This window comes from Burkholderia sp. SRS-25 (assembly GCF_004343765.1).
GTDB lineage: Bacteria > Pseudomonadota > Gammaproteobacteria > Burkholderiales > Burkholderiaceae > Burkholderia > Burkholderia contaminans.
On sequence record NZ_PTXM01000004.1, the window covers coordinates 106,009 to 121,423 of the forward strand.

Consider the following 15,415-nt stretch of genomic DNA (forward strand, 5'->3'; position numbering starts at 1 on the left):
TATCGAGACCGGCGCGAGGCCGGTCGTCGACAGGTAGGGAAAGCCGATTATAGGGACGCCGCCCCGACGCTGCACGACGGCGCAGCGCCGCCCTCAATGGGCCAGCGCGACCGCGAAGTCGCGGTACGTGCGCAGCGGGCGGCCGAGAATCGCGGTCAGCCGCTCGACGTCGCCGGCCTGGGGCACCATGCAGTCGCTCACGTAGCGTTCGGCCATCAGCCGCATCTCGTATGCCATCCATTTCGGGATGAAGCCGGCCAGGTTGTTCTCGAACGCGGCCGGATCGTCGCCGCCGTACGCGACCGGCCGGCCCAGAATCTCCGACCAGATCGACGCCAGCTGCGGGCCCGTCAGCGTGTCGGGGCCGACCAGGTCGAGCGTCTCGACCGGCAACTTGCCCGGCGCGTCGTTGCGGCGGATCAGTTCGATCGCGGCAACTTCCGCGATGTCGCGCACGTCGACCATCGCGACGCCCTTGCTGCCGATCGGCATCGGATACACGCCGTGACCGACGATCACGTCCTTGACCATCCGTTCGTTTTCCATGAAATACGCAGGCCGCAGGATCGTCGCGCCGAAACCCATCTGCTCGATCATCCGCTCGGCGCCGGACTTCACCGCGAAGTGCGGCACGTTCACGAAGCGGTCGGCGTGCATGACCGACAGATAGACGAGGCGCTCGATTCCCGCCTCGCGCGCTAGATTCAGCGCGATCAGCGCCTGCGTGAACTCGTCGCCCGCGACGCCGTTGAGCAGGAACAGCGTGCGCGCGCCGGCGAATGCGGTGCGCAGCGCGTCGAGATCGAGCATGTCGCCCTGGACGACGCTCACCGCGGCCGGGAAATCGGCCTTCGACGGATCGCGCACGAGCACGCGCACGTCGGCGCCGCGCTCGACAAGCTGATGGACGACGTGGCGGCCGACACGGCCGGTCGCACCGGTAACGAGAATGGTCATGATGTTCACTCCTGGGGTAACGGTTGAGTTGACTGCCCAGGTAAGTTAAGTGATCCACATATGATCCGGAAGATCTGATAAATAGACTCGGTGTCTCAATGGTGGAACACATGGACCTGCTCGCTCTCGCCGATTTCAATCTCGTCGCCCGTCACGGCAGCTTTGGCGAGGCCGCGCGCGCGGCCGGCCGCCCGAAGGCGACACTGTCGCGCCGCGTGACCGAACTGGAGAACAGCCTCGCACTGCGTCTGTTCGAACGCGGCTCGCGCGGCGTGACGCTCACGCAGGAAGGGCGCGCGCTGTACGAGCGCACGGGCGCGCTGCTCGCGGAGCCGCCGACAGCGCGTCGGCGATCGCGTCGGGCAGCGAACGCCCGCGCGGCCGGCTGCGCATCAGCGCGCCGATGCTGTTTTCCCAGCTCGCAATCGGCAAGCTCGTGGCGACGTTCGTGGCGAAGTATCCGGACGTGCGCCCGGACGTGACGACGGAAGACCGCCCCGTCGACATGATCGACGAAGGTTACGACCTCGTGATCCGCGTGAACCCGGACCCGGACGAACGGCTGATCGGGCGCGTGCTGCTGCGCGACCGGCTGGTCGTCGTGGCGGCGCCCGCGCTGGCGCGGCCGGCCGGCAACGCGGCCGTACCGGCCGTCGTCCGAGGCGTGGACGACGGGCGCGCGGCCTGGGACGTCACCGGCCCGGGCGGCAGCTCGCGCATAGCGTTCGAGCCCGTCGCACGGCTGTCGTCGCTGCTCATCGTGCGCGATACGGTCAGGCTCGGCCTCGGCGCCGCATGCCTGCCGGTGTCGCTCGTGAGCCGCGATCTAGTCGCCGGCACGCTCGTCAGCTGGGGCGACGTGCCGGGGCCGGAAATCGCGTTGTGGGCGCTCTATCCGTCGAGGCGACTGTTGAGCGCACGCGTCTCGGCGTTTCTCGATCATCTGAAGGACGCGTTTCCGGCCGGCACGCCGGAGGACCTCGCCGCGTACATCGAACCGGCGCGCTGAACCGGCGTCGCTCGCGATCCGATTGCCGCGACGATGCGGGCGCTACGTCCGGTCGCGATTGCGTGCGCGGGTCGCGCCGGTGATCACCGCGATGCCGAACAGAATGACGGCGACGATCTCGATGATGTGCTGCGATACGTGCAGCGTCATCAATCCCCACGCGACGCCGGCGATGAAAATGATCCAGCCGAGCAGGTAGATGAGCAGGGTCATCGCTGTTCTCCTTGTGGTTCGGGGTTCATCGGGCAAGCTGCCGCCGCGCGGCAGGCCGTTTCATCCGGCCGCTGCCGCATGCGCATGCAGACCGAGGCGTTCCATCAGACGCTGCGCGTCGAACGGCGCATTCGTTTTCGCGTCGTTGTCGAAGTAGCAGTACACGTCGCGCGTTCGCGCGCGCGGCGGCGACAGGTCCGGCGCCGCGAGATGCGCATCGCGGGGCTGTTCGCCGCGGCTCCACGATTCGATTTTGCGCGCCCACTGCTCGAGCGCGGCGTCCGAATATTCGCCTGAGTACTTCGTTTTCGTGCCGTGCAGGCGCATATAGACGAAGTCGGCGCTGAGATCTTCCAGCTGCGGCCACGGTTCGGTCGAATCAGAAACGACGAGCGCGACCTTGTGGCGGCGCAGCAGCTTCACGAATGCGGGATCGACGAAGCTCGCGTGGCGCACTTCGATCGCGTGACGCAACGCGCGCGTTTCATCGACATGCACATAGGGTGTCCTGACCCGGCGATCGTGCTGCTTCGTGAGTGCGTGCGCGGCTTCGGTATCGTGCGGCAGCAGGTCCAGAAAGTGGGCGATGTGCTCGGGGTCGAAGCGCAGCGACGGCGGAAATTGCCACAGGATGGGCCCGAGTTTGTCCTTCAGCGCGAGCAGTCCCTGAGCGAAGAAATTTGCACAGGCGACGGTGGCCGAGTCATCGCGAAAGCGCAGCATGTGCGTCAGATAGCGCGCCCCTTTCACGCTGAACGTAAAACCGGGCGGCGTTTCGTCGTACCAGTGCTGCCAGCTGCCCAGCGATTGCAGGCTGTAATGCGTGCCGTTGATTTCAATCGTCTGCATACGATGGGACGCGTATTGAAGCTCGTCGGCCTGCTTCAATCCCTTCGGATAGAACGTGCTGCGCCAGCCCTCGTAGCGCCAGCCCGATATGCCGATGTGAATGTCGCCTGAAGTGCTCGTCACGTCGCTCCTCGCCGGGTCGATCGAACCGTGACGAGGGGAGCAATGCCCGTGCCTGCGCGCGGGACGCGTTTTGCTTGCGGCGGGCGGCCTCGGCGGCTACGTAGGCCCGTGGATGGTCGGCGTGCTCAAGGACGCGGCGCATTCGTATGCACCGGGCATGCTCGCGATGTCGGTGTCGCTCGCGCTGGACGCGCTGTTGACGTGGGGCCTGGCGGTTTATACGCGACATGGTTCGTCCGCGTTGACGATTGGCGCACGCCCATTGTCTCGCTAATCCTCGGACGTTTGGATACGGCCGTGATGCCTGCCGCATATAGGAAAACTGATGCAGTAGCCGCCGCGCGTTTTAAAGCGAGTGGGCTGACGGGAAGGTTTGGATTGCCGTACGTTTTTAGTTAACCTCTTCAATCCGGGCAGAGCCTCATGACCCTGAATATTTTTTTTGGGTAAAGCGGCAAAGGGTAGCGATCATCCCGGGTGCGGCGGCAGGGATCGGGCAGGCCACGTGAATTCGGTGAGAGTGCTGAAGGTGCGACGGCGGACGCTGAACACGGATGGACATTATTAGGAATGCTTTATTTGAAGTAAGTAGTATTACAGACGCTTTTTGAAGGGGTGGAACCTGTTGGTTCTGGCGGGTCGCAGTTGCCCCGTGAACAGGCAAGCCGTGCCAAATCGGATCCGATCCGATCGTCGGATCGGGAAAGTTCGGTCGAGGCCTTGGAAAATCCGATCATCGATGCAGCACACATCCTTGCAGCCACGGCTCATCGTGGAAGCTGCCCGAGGGCCTGCAGCGACATTGGTAGAAATGTGTGTGGTTGGGATGTACGATTTTTTTTTACCCCAAAAAAAGTATGTGGTTGAGATGGAGCGTCGAAAATCTATGCGGTTGGGATGTAAGCCGCCCAAAACCACATAGTTTTACTCCGGGGCACTCCGAATCCCTCGAGCTACGACATTTCAACTTTGCCCAGAGGGGGGCGGCGGAATTCTTGGACTATTTGGGAGCGAGTCCATGTATTCGTACGAAGACCGCATCCGAGCAGTCAAACTCTACTTGAAGCTTGGAAAGCGCCTTACCGCGACCATTCGTCAATTGGGCTATCCCACCACGAAGTCTCTCGAACGGCGGTATCACACGTACGAGCGATGTCTGGATTTGCCGAGGAAACGTATTTGCTTGAGGCCGCGCTGTTCGGCAGAGCGTAAGAGGGCGGCCACAGACCACTATATGAGCCATGGCCGGTGTCTGGCTGCAACGACAAAGGCTTTGGGATATCCGGGACGCGGGACGCTCGTCACCTGGCTCGACGAGCTACATCCTGAACGAAAGAAACGCATTTTCGGGAAGGCGTCGGGTATTCGACATACGCCAGAGTTCAGGCAGACGGCGGTCATCGATCTATGCACTCGACGAGAAAGCGCCGAGGAAGTTGCTAAAAAGATTGGCGTGAGCCGCCCAACGCTGTACAGCTGGAGAAATCGGTTACTCAGTCAGGAGTCCGTTTCAGCCATGACACGCCGCAACGATCCTCCGCAAACCTCTGAAAAAGCGACGCTGGAGCAGGAGATCGAATCACTCCGACGAGACATTCGAAAGCTCCAGATCGAACACGACATCCTGAAGAAGGCCAATGAAATAATAGAAAAAGGCCTGGGCGTCAACCCGCAACTCCTGACGAATCGGGAGAAGACGGCGCTGGTTGATGCCCTGAAACAGACTTACACGCTGCCGGAGCTCTTTGCTGAACTGGGGCTCGCCCGTAGCTCCTACTTCTATCACCGGGCGCGGATACAGGCTGCCGACAAGTATGCCGGTGTGCGCGTTGCCATCGCAGATATCTTTGAACTGAATTACCGCTGCTACGGATATCGCCGAGTGCGCGCGGCACTTGGCGATTCCGCGCAGCATCCGGCCGCCGCCGGCCGAGCGGTAGGGCGTTTGGCATTCCTCGCGGCGCGGCGCCGCCGCTTCGTGCCGGCGGCGAGATGAGGTGGTGACGACTTCATTTTCATCTTGGGCAAGCGAACCCGTCGGCACATCGCGACGATCGCTGGATTAATTCAGCAGACACCAGATCGCGAGGAACGGCGCGTCGCCGGAGCGCATCGCATGCAGCGCGCCGCGCGGGTTGTGGATGCCGCCGCCGATCCCGGGATCGAACCATGCGCCATTCTGCTGCCGGAATTCACCGGCGGTCATCAGCACGTACGCTTCTTCCGGCGCATGGCCGTGATCGGGATATCGTACGCGGGGCATCATCAGCGAGAAGCCGAGTTGAATGTCGTCACGGCTTTCGGCGCCGCCGGGCCCGCAGATCATTCCGTTCACGTGCCCTTCTATGTAGTTCGGGCTACCGTCCTTTCCTGACGTACGGCGCGTCCAGCCGACTACCGGCTCCAGCGACCCGATCAGCCGCGCGACGGTGGCGAACGTCGGGTTCACTCGTGCGACGGCCCCGAGCGCCGGGCCGAGCCATTCGCATGCGGGGTAGCGCACTGCGATGCGCACGCCGTTGTCCGACGGCTGCTGCAATCGTGCGAATACGTGCGGTGCGAATGCGCGCGCGGCGGCGGGCAGCTTTTCCGACTGGAACAGTTCGCCGGCGATCCGGACGAAATCCGCGATGGGCTTCGGACGTTCATGCATGCTGCTTGCCGCTCCCTGAGTGATGTGGGCCGATCAGCGAAAGTCTAGGCAGAAACCTGTCGATGCGGGCAGCGAAAATGCGCGATGGGCTTGGCATTGGCCGCCATCTGCGTGCCGCGGTTGCCGTTCGCACCGTGGCCTGCCCGCTAACCGCACGGTCTTCACGGGCACTGCTCCACCCGCGCCGACGCGGCGGGCCGCGATCATCACGAACAAAGCCGCTCGCGCAGTCACGGGCCTGATTTCTCGGTAGTTTCCCTGAAGTCCCCGCGTCGGGATTTTCCCCTAGCGGACGCTTGCGCGCGCTGCGCGCGCCGCTGGGCCGCCGCCCACCGCAAAATTCAGCACAGCCGCGCCGGCATTGCGTTTCGCCTATTTCGCACCGTTTTGCGGCGAACACGCCTTTTCGCCCCGAAACGATGCATTACCAAAGGTATGGAAAAGCGCACAGAAAATGTATCTGGAGCGACGAAATTGGATTGATACGCTGCATTCACTGCATCAGCGCCGTCAACCAACGCAGGAGCGGCATCGGGCCCACGCCAGGCGGGAGATCGATGACGACTCGCACGAAGTTCGCGGCTTCCCTTACCAGTCAGTCGGGATGACAGAATGGCTCCAAATATGACGTTTGCGCCGGGCGACGTACTTCCCACCGGGGCAATCCACACCGGCGGTGCGCCGTCGATTGCCCGGTCGAGTATCGCGACGGGAACGGACATCCTGACCGTCAAGCACCTGTCGAAGATTTTCGGTCCGAAGCCCGAGCGTGCGATCGAGATGATGAAGCGCGGCGTCGGCCGCAACGAGATCTTCGCGGAAACCGGCAACATGGTCGCGGTCAACGACGTGAGCCTGAGCGTGCGCGCCGGCGAGATCTTCGTGATCATGGGGCTGTCGGGTTCGGGGAAGTCGACGCTCGTCCGATTGCTGAACCGGCTGATCGAGCCGACGGCCGGGCAGGTCGTGCTCGAAGGCCGCGACATCGCACCGATGTCGACGCCGGAACTGCGCGACGTCCGGCGCCAGAAGATGGCAATGGTGTTCCAGTCGTTCGCGCTGCTGCCGAACCGCACCGTGCTCGACAACATCGCGTACGGGCTCGAAGTCGCGGGGATCAAGAGGGCGCAGCGCTACGAGGTCGCGCGCGCGGCGCTTGAGCGCGTCGGCCTCGGCTCGTACGAGAAACTGCTGCCGAGCGAGTTGTCCGGCGGCATGCAGCAGCGTGTGGGTCTCGCCCGCGCACTGGCGGTGAATCCGTCGGTGCTGCTGATGGACGAGGCATTCTCCGCGCTCGATCCGCTGATCCGCTTCGAAATGCAGAACGAGCTGCTGCGCCTGCAGAAGGAAGAGCAGCGCACGATCGTGTTCATCTCCCACGATATCGAGGAAGCCGTCAAGATCGGCGGCCGCATCGGCATCATGAAGGACGGTTGCCTGATCCAGGTCGGCACGCCCGCCGAACTGATCCAGACGCCGGCCGACGCGTACGTGCAGGACTTCTTCCGCAACGTCGACGTGTCGCGTTTCCTGAAGGCGTCGAGCATGATGACGCCGGTCGAGCGCGGGCTGCTTCGCTGCGATGCGCTCACGCCGTCCGACCGCTATCTGAACCAGCTGATCGACAGCGGCGCGGAATGCGGCTACGTGTGCGACGAATCCGGCCGTTACCTTGGCTGCGTCACACCCGCCACGCTGCACCGGTCCGGCGCGAAGCCGATTCGCGACGCGTTCCTGAGCGACTTCAACGCGGTGTCGATCGATACGGACCTGCATCGGCTCGCGTCGATCGCGCTGACGCAGCAGCACGACGTGCCGGTGACGGACGGAGCGGGACGGCTGACGGGCGTCGTGTCCTGCCGGACGATACTCAAGCAGATGATGCAACGGAGGGCAGCATGAATTCGTCGGTGATCGGGAAGTTCGCGGAGAACGTCGTCAACTTTCTGTTTCTGCATTTCCGTGGCGGCTTCGACACGTTCTCGGCGGGGCTCGGCGCGGTCGTGAAGCTGCTCGAGGACGGTCTCGCCGCCGTGCCGTTCATCGCGATGGTCGTGATCCTGGTGGGCCTCGCACTGTGGCGCCGAGGCGTCGTGTTTTCGATCTTCGTCGGTTGCGCGCTGCTCGTCATCCATTACATGGGCCTGTGGGCGCAGACGGTGTCGACCCTCGCACTCGTTACCGCGGCGACGTTCTTCAGCCTCGTGATCGGTGTGCCGCTCGGCATCTGGGGGGCGCGCAACAACCGGATCGGCATGATCCTGCGCTCGCTGCTCGACTTCATGCAGACGATGCCCGCGTTCGTGTACCTGATTCCGGCCGTGATCCTGTTCGGGCTCGGACGCGTGCCGGCAGTGATCGCGACGATCGTGTTCGCGATGCCGCCCGTCGTGAGGCTGACGACGCTCGGCATCAGGCAGGTGCGCGAGGAACTGATCGAAGCCGGCCGTTCGTTCGGCAGCACCGACTGGCAGCTGCTGTGGAAGATCCAGCTGCCGAACGCATTGCCGTCGATCATGGCCGGCGTGAACCAGACGATCATGATGGCGCTGTCGATGGTGGTGGTCGCGTCGATGATCGGCGCGGGCGGCCTCGGCGAATACGTGCTGAGCGGGATCCAGCGTCTCGACATCGGGATCGGCTTCGAAGGCGGGCTTGGCGTCGTGCTGCTCGCGATCGTGCTGGATCGCCTGACCGAGAGCTTCGGCGTGAAGGCGAAGAAGAAGGTGAAAAGGCCGCTCGCGCGTGCCGGCAAGGCAGAGCCGCGCGGCGCGGCACGGACCTGACGGACACGGCGGTCGAAGATCATCGAAGGACGATGAAGCGCCGCGGCCGCGGTGCCGCGGCGGAACCGGTGCAGCAGTGCGTGGAGACCGGAAACGCCGATCGAAGGCGTTCCTCATCTTTGAAAGACTCGCGTGATTAAAAAGGAGTACTAGATGAATGCCCATGTGTTCAAGTCGCTTCTGGCGAAACTTGCCCTATCGACGGTGGTCGCCTGCAGCGCAGGTGTGGGTGCCGCGTCGGCGGCGGAGCCGGTCAAGATCGCGGTCACCAACTGGGCGGACGTGCTCGCGGTGGCCAATGTCGCGAAGTACGTGCTCGAGACGCAGCTCAAGCAGCCGGTGCAGTTCGTGCAGGCCGACATCGGCATCCAGTATCAGGGCGTCGCGCGCGGCGATCTCGACATCATGGTCGGCGGCTGGCTGCCGGTCACGCACGGCGCGTACTACGCGAAGTACAAGAACGACCTGGATGACGTGGGCATTATCTACACCGGCGGCAAGAACGGCTGGGCCGTGCCGACCTACGTGCCGGAGTCGGAGCTGTCGTCGATCGCCGACCTGAATAAACCGGAAGTCAAGAGCAAGCTGAACGGCACGATCCAGGGCATCGAACCGGGCGGCGGCCTGATGCAGGCGTCGGAGCGGACGATCAAGGGCTACAGCCTGGACGGCTACAACCTCCAGGCGTCGAGCGAGGCCGGGATGCTGGCCAGCGTGTCGCGCGCGTACCAGTCGAAGCAGTGGATCGTCGCGACGGTCTGGAGCCCGCACTGGCTGTTCCAGAAGTGGCAGATGCGTTACCTGAAGGACCCGAAGGGCACGCTGGGCGGTGAAGAGCAGATCCACGCGTTCGCATCGAAGAAGTTCGCGGGCAAGTTTCCGCGCGCCGACGTGTTCTTCAAGCACCTGAAGCTGACGCTGGCCGACGTCGAGGCGATCGAGTTCGAAGGCAACAGCACGAACGACTACGCGAGCGCCGCGAAGAAGTTCGTCGACACCCATCCGGAGAAGCTGAAAGCCTGGCTGCAGCAGTAAGGCCACGCGCCGGCCATGTGGATGACGCGAGCCGCGTCGTCCGCGCAAGCCGCGCACGTGCGCTGGCCGAAGCCGGCGGCCTGGGGCCCGGGGCCGTCACGACGGCGCCGGCCTTGCAGCGCGCGGTGCTTTGAATCCACACAGCACGTCACGAATCGCGTCGCGGAGTCACCCAGTGAACGAGAACGCCCGCTTTTTTGCCGAAACGCTCCAGAGCCGCGATCCGGTGATCGCATCTGAAATCGCGTTGGAGTTGCGTCGCCAGCAGACGCAGATCGAACTGATTGCATCCGAAAACATCGCGTCCGCGGCGGTGCTGGAAGCGCAGGGCACCGTGTTGACGAACAAATACGCGGAAGGCTATCCGTCGCGCCGGTACTACGGCGGTTGCGACCATGTCGACCGGATCGAGGCACTCGCGATCGACCGCGCGTGCGCGCTGTTCGACGCCAGCCACGCGAACGTGCAACCGCACTCGGGCGCGCAGGCCAACGGCGCGGTGATGCTCGCGCTCGTCAAGCCGGGCGACACGGTGATGGGGATGTCGCTCGATGCGGGCGGCCACCTGACGCATGGCGCGCGCCCCGCGCTGTCGGGAAAGTGGTTCAACGCGGTGCAGTACGGCGTGAGCCCTGACACGCTGCGCATCGATTACGACGACGTGCGCCGGCTCGCGCAGCGCCATCGGCCGAAGCTGATCATCGCGGGCTATTCCGCGTATCCGCGCGCGCTCGACTTCGCCGCGTTCCGCGAGATCGCGGACAGCGTCGACGCGAAGCTGATGGTCGACATGGCACATATCGCCGGCATCGTCGCGGCCGGCCGCCACCCGAACCCGGTGCCGTTCGCCGACGTCGTGACGTCGACCACGCACAAGACGCTGCGCGGCCCGCGCGGCGGTTTCATCCTGACGAACCACGCCGACGTCGCGAAGCAGATCAACTCGGCCGTCTTTCCGGGGCTGCAGGGCGGCCCGCTGATGCACGTCGTCGCGGGCAAGGCGGTGGCCTTCGCGGAAGCCCTGCGCCCGGAGTTCACGCGCTATATCGACCAGATGCTGCGCAACGCGCAAGCGCTCGCACAGGTGCTGACGGCCGGCGGCCTGACGCTCGTGACCGGTGGCACCGACAACCACCTGCTGCTGGTCGACCTGCGCGCGCGGCGCATTACCGGCACGCAGGCCGAGAAGGCGCTGGAGCGTGCCGGCATCACCTGCAACAAGAACGGAATTTCGTTCGATACGGAAAACCCGACCGTCACGTCCGGGATCCGGCTCGGCACGCCCGCCGGCACGACGCGCGGCTTCGGGCCCGCGCAGTTCGAGCAGATCGGCGACATGATCCTCGCGGTCCTGGCGGCGCTCGAGCGCAATCCGGACGGGGACGGGGGCGTCGAGCGCGCGGTCCGCACTCGCGTGCGCGATCTGTGCGCCCAGTTTCCGATCTACGCACACGCAGAGGCGTTTGCGTGATCGCCGGTACCGGATCGGGCGGACACATGGTTCGAACCGCATGACGAATCGATCGGCGTGGCTGCGCGGAATACGCGCGGCGCGCGCCGACGTCTTGTCCAGTGCCCGTCCCTGCGTGACGGCGGGAACCGGGCACCCACTCACCTGAATGAGGAATTGAAATGAGCTTCGAGGGCGTACACACACCGCTGGTCACCCCGTTCGACGCGGACGGCGAAATCGATCACGCACTGCTGGGCCGGCATGCGGCCGATCTCGCCGGCCGCGTGGCCGGCCTCGGCATCGGCGGCACGACGGGCGAATACTACGCGTTGAGCTTCGACGAGCGCGTGCGCACGTTCGACACGGTCGCGGCTGCCGCCGGCGGCAAGACGTTCCTGACCGCGGGCATCAACGCGACGACGACGAAGGAAGTGCTGCGCCTCGGCCGCGAAGCGAAACGTGCGGGGCTGGATGCGCTGCTGGTGGCGGCGCCGTACTACGCGCAGCCGACGCAGCAGGAACTGCTCGCGCACCTGCTCACGATCGACGACGCACTCGACATGCCGATCATGCTGTACAACTTTCCGGCCCGCACCGGCACCGAAATCGGCGACGGGATTCTCGAGACGCTGCTCGAGCGCAAGAATTTCGTCGCGATGAAAGAGAGCACCGGCGACATCGCGCATCTGCATCACCTGTCCACGCATTTCAGCGGCCGGCTCGTGCTGAGCTGCGGCATGGATGACCAGGCGCTCGAGTTCTTCGCATGGGGCGCGCGCAGCTGGGTCGGCGGCGCGTCGAATTTCCTGCCGGAGGCACACACGGACCTGTTCGACGCGTGCGTCACGCGCGGCGATTTCGCGGCCGGCCGCAAGCTGATGGCGCAATTGCTGCCAGTGCTCGAACTGCTCGAGCGCAGCGGCAAGTTCATCCAGTACGTGCGTTACGGATGCGAGCTGGCCGGCTTGTCGGTCGGGGTCGCACGCGCCCCGCTCGGCGCGCTGTCGGGCGACGAGCGCGACGCGTTCGCGAAGCTCGTGAAGCCGCTGCTGCGCGACGGCCGGTAATTCATCATGCATTCGAATCTGGAATTCGCGCGGTTTCCGGCGCCGGACGGAATGAACGGCTGGTGGGAGAGCCTGCCGCCCGCACCGGACGCGCGCACCGTCACGTCCGACGGCCGGTTCGACTGGGTCGTCGTCGGCGGCGGCATCACCGGGCTGTGCGCAGCTCGCCGGCTCGCGGAGCTCGCGCCCGGTGCGTCGATCGCGCTCGTGGAGGCCGACCGGATCGGCCGCACGACCGCCGGGCGCAATTCCGGATTCTTCGTCGACCTGCCGCACGACATCAGCAGCGAAAGCTACTCGCGCAGCATCGACGAGGACCGCGCCGACGTGCGGTTCCAGCGGCACGGTATCGACTATGTGCGCGACATCGTGCGGCGCTTCGGCATCGATTGCGACTGGCGCGACGACGGCAAATTCCACGCATCGGTCAACAGGAAGGGCGCCGCCGCGCTTACGCATTTCGCGGACGGCCTGTCGCGCATCCGCGAGGCGTTCGAGTGGCTCGACCAGCCGGCCATCCGGGCCGTGACCGGCACCGACTTCTACACGGGCGCGCTGTTCACGCCGGGCTGCAGCACGGTGCAGCCGGCCGCGCTGATGCGCGGCCTCGCGGCCACGCAGCCGGACAACGTGACGGTGTTCGAGCTCAGCCCGGTCACGCGGATCGAGCCGCGCGGCGACGCGCGCGCGCTGCACTTCGCCGGCGGCACGATCGTCGCGAAGCAGGTCATCTTGTGCACGAATGCGTACGCAGCGACCTTCGGCATTCATTCGAACGGATTGCTGCCCGTCTATACGTTCGCGTCGCTTACGCGGCAGATGAATGCCGACGAAGTCGCGAAGCTCGGCGGAGCGCGGTCGTGGGCAGTGATTCCGGCCGATCCGATGGGCACGACGGTGCGGCGCCTGATCAACGATCGCATTTGCGTGCGCAACCATTTCGCGTTCAGGCCGGACCTGAGGGTGTCGCCTGCCGATCTTGCGAAGGCGCGGCATCTGCATCAGCGCTCGTTCGAGCGCCGCTTCCCGATGCTCGGTGGCGTCGAACTCGAATATACGTGGGGCGGGCCGCTGTGCCTGTCCGCGAACAACGGCGCGCTGTTCGGCAAGCGCGACGATGGTCTCTACGAGGCGATCGGCTGCAACGGTCTCGGGCTGAGCCGCGGATCGTCGTCCGGCAAGCTGATCGCCGAATACGCGCTCGGTGAGTCGAACAGTCTCGTGCAGCAGTTGCTGAAGCAGCCGCATCCGCGGCCGCTGCCGGTTCGACCGCTCGTCGACCTTGCCGTGTCGGCGACGATCTGGGCGAAGGAATTCTCGGCCGGTGCCGAGCTTTGATTATTGAGGAAACGACATGACGACCCATCAGGATTGGAAGCAGAAGGCGAATGCGTTGTCGCTCGACGGCCGCGCGTTCATCGCGGGCGAGCGCAGTGCGGCGGCGTCGGGCGAGACGTTCGCGACGCTCAACCCGGCGTCGGGCAAGGTACTCGCCGAAGTAGCGCGCTGCAACGAGCGCGACGTCGATCGCGCGGTCGCGGCTGCGCGCGATGCATTCGAGTCGGGTGTCTGGTCGAAGGCCGCGCCCGCGCATCGCAAGGCGGTGCTGCTGCGCGTTGCGCAACTGATCGACGAGCATGCGGAGGAACTCGCGCTGCTCGAGGCACTGGAAGCCGGCAAGCCGATCGGCGAGTGCCTTGGGCTCGACATTCCCGAGTCGGCCGCGTGCATCCGCTGGCACGCGGAGGTGACGGACAAGCGCTACGACGCGTTGTCGCCGTCCGGCAGCGGTGTCGTCAGCATGATCACGCGCGAGCCGATCGGTGTCGTCGGCGCGGTGCTGCCATGGAATTTCCCGGCGCTGATGCTCGCGTGGAAAATCGGCCCCGCCCTGTCGGTGGGCAACAGCGTTGTCGTGAAGCCGGCCGAGCAGACGTCGCTGTCGACACTGCGCATCGCCGATCTCGCGCTGGAAGCCGGCGTGCCGCCGGGCGTGTTCAGCGTCGTCACCGGGTTCGGCGGCGAGGCAGGCGAGGCGATCGGCCGTCATCCGGACGTCGATCTCGTCGCGTTCACCGGCTCGACCGCAACCGGCAAGCGCTTCCTGTATTACTCGGCCGATACGAACCTGAAGCGCGTCGTGCTCGAATGCGGCGGCAAGAACCCGCAGGTGATCCTGCCGGACGTCGCGAATCTCGACGCGGTCGCCGAGCAGGCGGTCGCGGCCGCGTTCTGGAACATGGGCGAGAACTGCAGCGCCGGCTCGCGGATCCTCGTGCCGTCGAGCCTCAAGGCGGAACTGCTGGAGAAGGTTCAGGCGGTGCTCGACGGCTGGAAGACCGGTGACCCGCTCGACCCGGACGTGAAGCTCGGCGCGCTGATCGAGCAGAAGCACTACGACAAGGTGCTCGGCCATATCGAGAAAGCGAAGGCGGAAGGCGCGCACGTGGTTCGCGGCGGGCAGGCAATGCTCGCCGAAACCGGCGGCTGGTTCGTCGAACCGACGATCTTCGACCAGGTGACGCCCGAGATGAGCATCGCGCGCGACGAGGTGTTCGGGCCCGTCGTCTGCTTCATCGAGTACGACGACGTCGACGACGCGGTGCGGATCGCGAACGATACGTGCTACGGGCTCGCTGCATCGCTCTGGACCGACAACGTGAACAGTGCGCACAAGGTCGCCGCGCGCATTCGCGCGGGGACGGTCACGGTGAACTGCTTCGGTGAAGGCGACCTGTCGACGCCGTTCGGCGGATTCAAGCAATCGGGGTTCGGCGGCCGCGACAAGTCCGTGTACGCGCACGATCAATATTGCGAACTGAAGACCACCTGGCTGAAGCTCGACTGAGCGATGCGGAGCACGTGGCATCGCAGGCCCGCACGGCCCGCGATGGCGCTTGGAGGAGCGGTTTCGGCGGCGCGCGCTCTGCCGCCGATCGACCACGATGTCGTGCTGCACCCTGTTGTGCGGGCATGGTCACCGGCCGATCGCCGGTGAGCGCCCCGCAGGTGGTGCGCGAAGGGAAGGGCGATCCGCATCTGGCGGCGCGACACCGCGACGGTACCGGCTGCGGTGTGCCGCGCATCGGCGAGGCATGGAGCGGCGGTGTCTGCCGGACGTGCGTGTTGCCGTCCCCCTCATCGCTTCCGATAATAGCGATGCGGTGCACAATCGACCGAAAATGGCGTCATCGTGACGCCGTTTCCGCGGCCGAGGCGCTCTTGCGAGCCGCCCGGCCGATGCGCAAGCTGCAATATCATCTAATTGAA

11 protein-coding genes and 2 pseudogenes are annotated in these 15,415 nt (G+C 65.2%); 9 read left to right on the top strand and 4 right to left on the bottom strand.

All coding sequences use genetic code 11. From position 1 onward, the window contains the following. Positions 1-93 precede the first annotated feature (93 nt). A complete protein-coding gene (locus C5O79_RS05110; RefSeq protein WP_122478973.1) occupies positions 94-957 on the bottom strand; it encodes an NmrA/HSCARG family protein in 864 nt (287 codons plus the stop codon). Between the two features lie 110 nt (positions 958-1,067). Here C5O79_RS05110 and C5O79_RS05115 point away from each other — a divergent pair. Continuing rightward, a pseudogene (locus C5O79_RS05115) lies at positions 1,068-1,966 on the top strand (LysR substrate-binding domain-containing protein). Between the two features lie 42 nt (positions 1,967-2,008). Here C5O79_RS05115 and C5O79_RS38020 read toward each other — a convergent pair. Beyond that, a complete protein-coding gene (locus C5O79_RS38020) occupies positions 2,009-2,179 on the bottom strand; it encodes a hypothetical protein (RefSeq protein WP_162999306.1) in 171 nt (56 codons plus the stop codon). Between the two features lie 60 nt (positions 2,180-2,239). Next, complete coding sequence (locus tag C5O79_RS05120; RefSeq protein ID WP_122477824.1) at positions 2,240-3,151, bottom strand: DUF72 domain-containing protein; 912 nt, start codon at positions 3,149-3,151, stop codon at positions 2,240-2,242. Between the two features lie 1,018 nt (positions 3,152-4,169). Here C5O79_RS05120 and C5O79_RS05125 point away from each other — a divergent pair. After that, a pseudogene (locus tag C5O79_RS05125) lies at positions 4,170-5,051 on the top strand (transposase); the annotation flags it as partial. A 162-nt stretch (positions 5,052-5,213) separates the two neighbouring features. Here C5O79_RS05125 and C5O79_RS05130 read toward each other — a convergent pair. Next, on the bottom strand, positions 5,214-5,804 hold the full coding sequence (locus C5O79_RS05130) for a dimethylsulfonioproprionate lyase family protein (RefSeq protein WP_122477819.1): 591 nt from the start codon (positions 5,802-5,804) through the stop codon (positions 5,214-5,216). Positions 5,805-6,416: 612 nt separating this feature from the next. On the opposite strand from C5O79_RS05130, the gene C5O79_RS05135 reads away from it, so the two are divergent. From C5O79_RS05135 to C5O79_RS05165, 7 genes are all read left to right on the top strand, one after another. Beyond that, entirely contained in the window at positions 6,417-7,706 is a 1,290-nt protein-coding gene (locus C5O79_RS05135) for a glycine betaine/L-proline ABC transporter ATP-binding protein (RefSeq protein WP_122477816.1), read from the top strand. Next, positions 7,703-8,590: a proline/glycine betaine ABC transporter permease gene (locus C5O79_RS05140; protein ID WP_046546909.1), complete on the top strand. Its 888-nt coding sequence runs from the start codon at positions 7,703-7,705 to the stop codon at positions 8,588-8,590. Before C5O79_RS05135 ends, C5O79_RS05140 begins: the two co-directional genes overlap by 4 nt. Positions 8,591-8,743: 153 nt before the next feature. After that, positions 8,744-9,625, top strand: a complete 882-nt coding sequence (locus C5O79_RS05145) for a glycine betaine ABC transporter substrate-binding protein (RefSeq protein ID WP_122477813.1) — start codon at positions 8,744-8,746, stop codon at positions 9,623-9,625. 175 nt (positions 9,626-9,800) lie between these two features. Then, positions 9,801-11,096, top strand: a complete 1,296-nt coding sequence (glyA, locus tag C5O79_RS05150; RefSeq protein ID WP_122477811.1) for a serine hydroxymethyltransferase — start codon at positions 9,801-9,803, stop codon at positions 11,094-11,096. A gap of 161 nt (positions 11,097-11,257) precedes the next feature. Beyond that, entirely contained in the window at positions 11,258-12,145 is an 888-nt protein-coding gene (locus C5O79_RS05155) for a dihydrodipicolinate synthase family protein (RefSeq protein ID WP_122477808.1), read from the top strand. Positions 12,146-12,151: 6 nt separating this feature from the next. Next, a complete protein-coding gene (locus C5O79_RS05160; protein ID WP_122477805.1) occupies positions 12,152-13,483 on the top strand; it encodes an FAD-binding oxidoreductase in 1,332 nt (443 codons plus the stop codon). A gap of 16 nt (positions 13,484-13,499) precedes the next feature. Then, positions 13,500-14,993, top strand: a complete 1,494-nt coding sequence (locus C5O79_RS05165) for an aldehyde dehydrogenase (RefSeq protein WP_122477800.1) — start codon at positions 13,500-13,502, stop codon at positions 14,991-14,993. The last annotated feature ends 422 nt before the right edge of the window (positions 14,994-15,415 follow it).

Coding starts and splice junctions, on each gene's coding strand:
- C5O79_RS05110 (WP_122478973.1), bottom strand. CDS start 957: ATGACCATTCTCGTTACCGGTGCGACCGGCCGTGTCGGCCGCCACGTC.
- C5O79_RS38020 (WP_162999306.1), bottom strand. CDS start 2,179: ATGACCCTGCTCATCTACCTGCTCGGCTGGATCATTTTCATCGCCGGC.
- C5O79_RS05130 (WP_122477819.1), bottom strand. CDS start 5,804: ATGCATGAACGTCCGAAGCCCATCGCGGATTTCGTCCGGATCGCCGGC.
- C5O79_RS05135 (WP_122477816.1), top strand. CDS start 6,417: ATGGCTCCAAATATGACGTTTGCGCCGGGCGACGTACTTCCCACCGGG.
- C5O79_RS05140 (WP_046546909.1), top strand. CDS start 7,703: ATGAATTCGTCGGTGATCGGGAAGTTCGCGGAGAACGTCGTCAACTTT.
- C5O79_RS05145 (WP_122477813.1), top strand. CDS start 8,744: ATGAATGCCCATGTGTTCAAGTCGCTTCTGGCGAAACTTGCCCTATCG.
- C5O79_RS05155 (WP_122477808.1), top strand. CDS start 11,258: ATGAGCTTCGAGGGCGTACACACACCGCTGGTCACCCCGTTCGACGCG.
- C5O79_RS05160 (WP_122477805.1), top strand. CDS start 12,152: ATGCATTCGAATCTGGAATTCGCGCGGTTTCCGGCGCCGGACGGAATG.
- C5O79_RS05165 (WP_122477800.1), top strand. CDS start 13,500: ATGACGACCCATCAGGATTGGAAGCAGAAGGCGAATGCGTTGTCGCTC.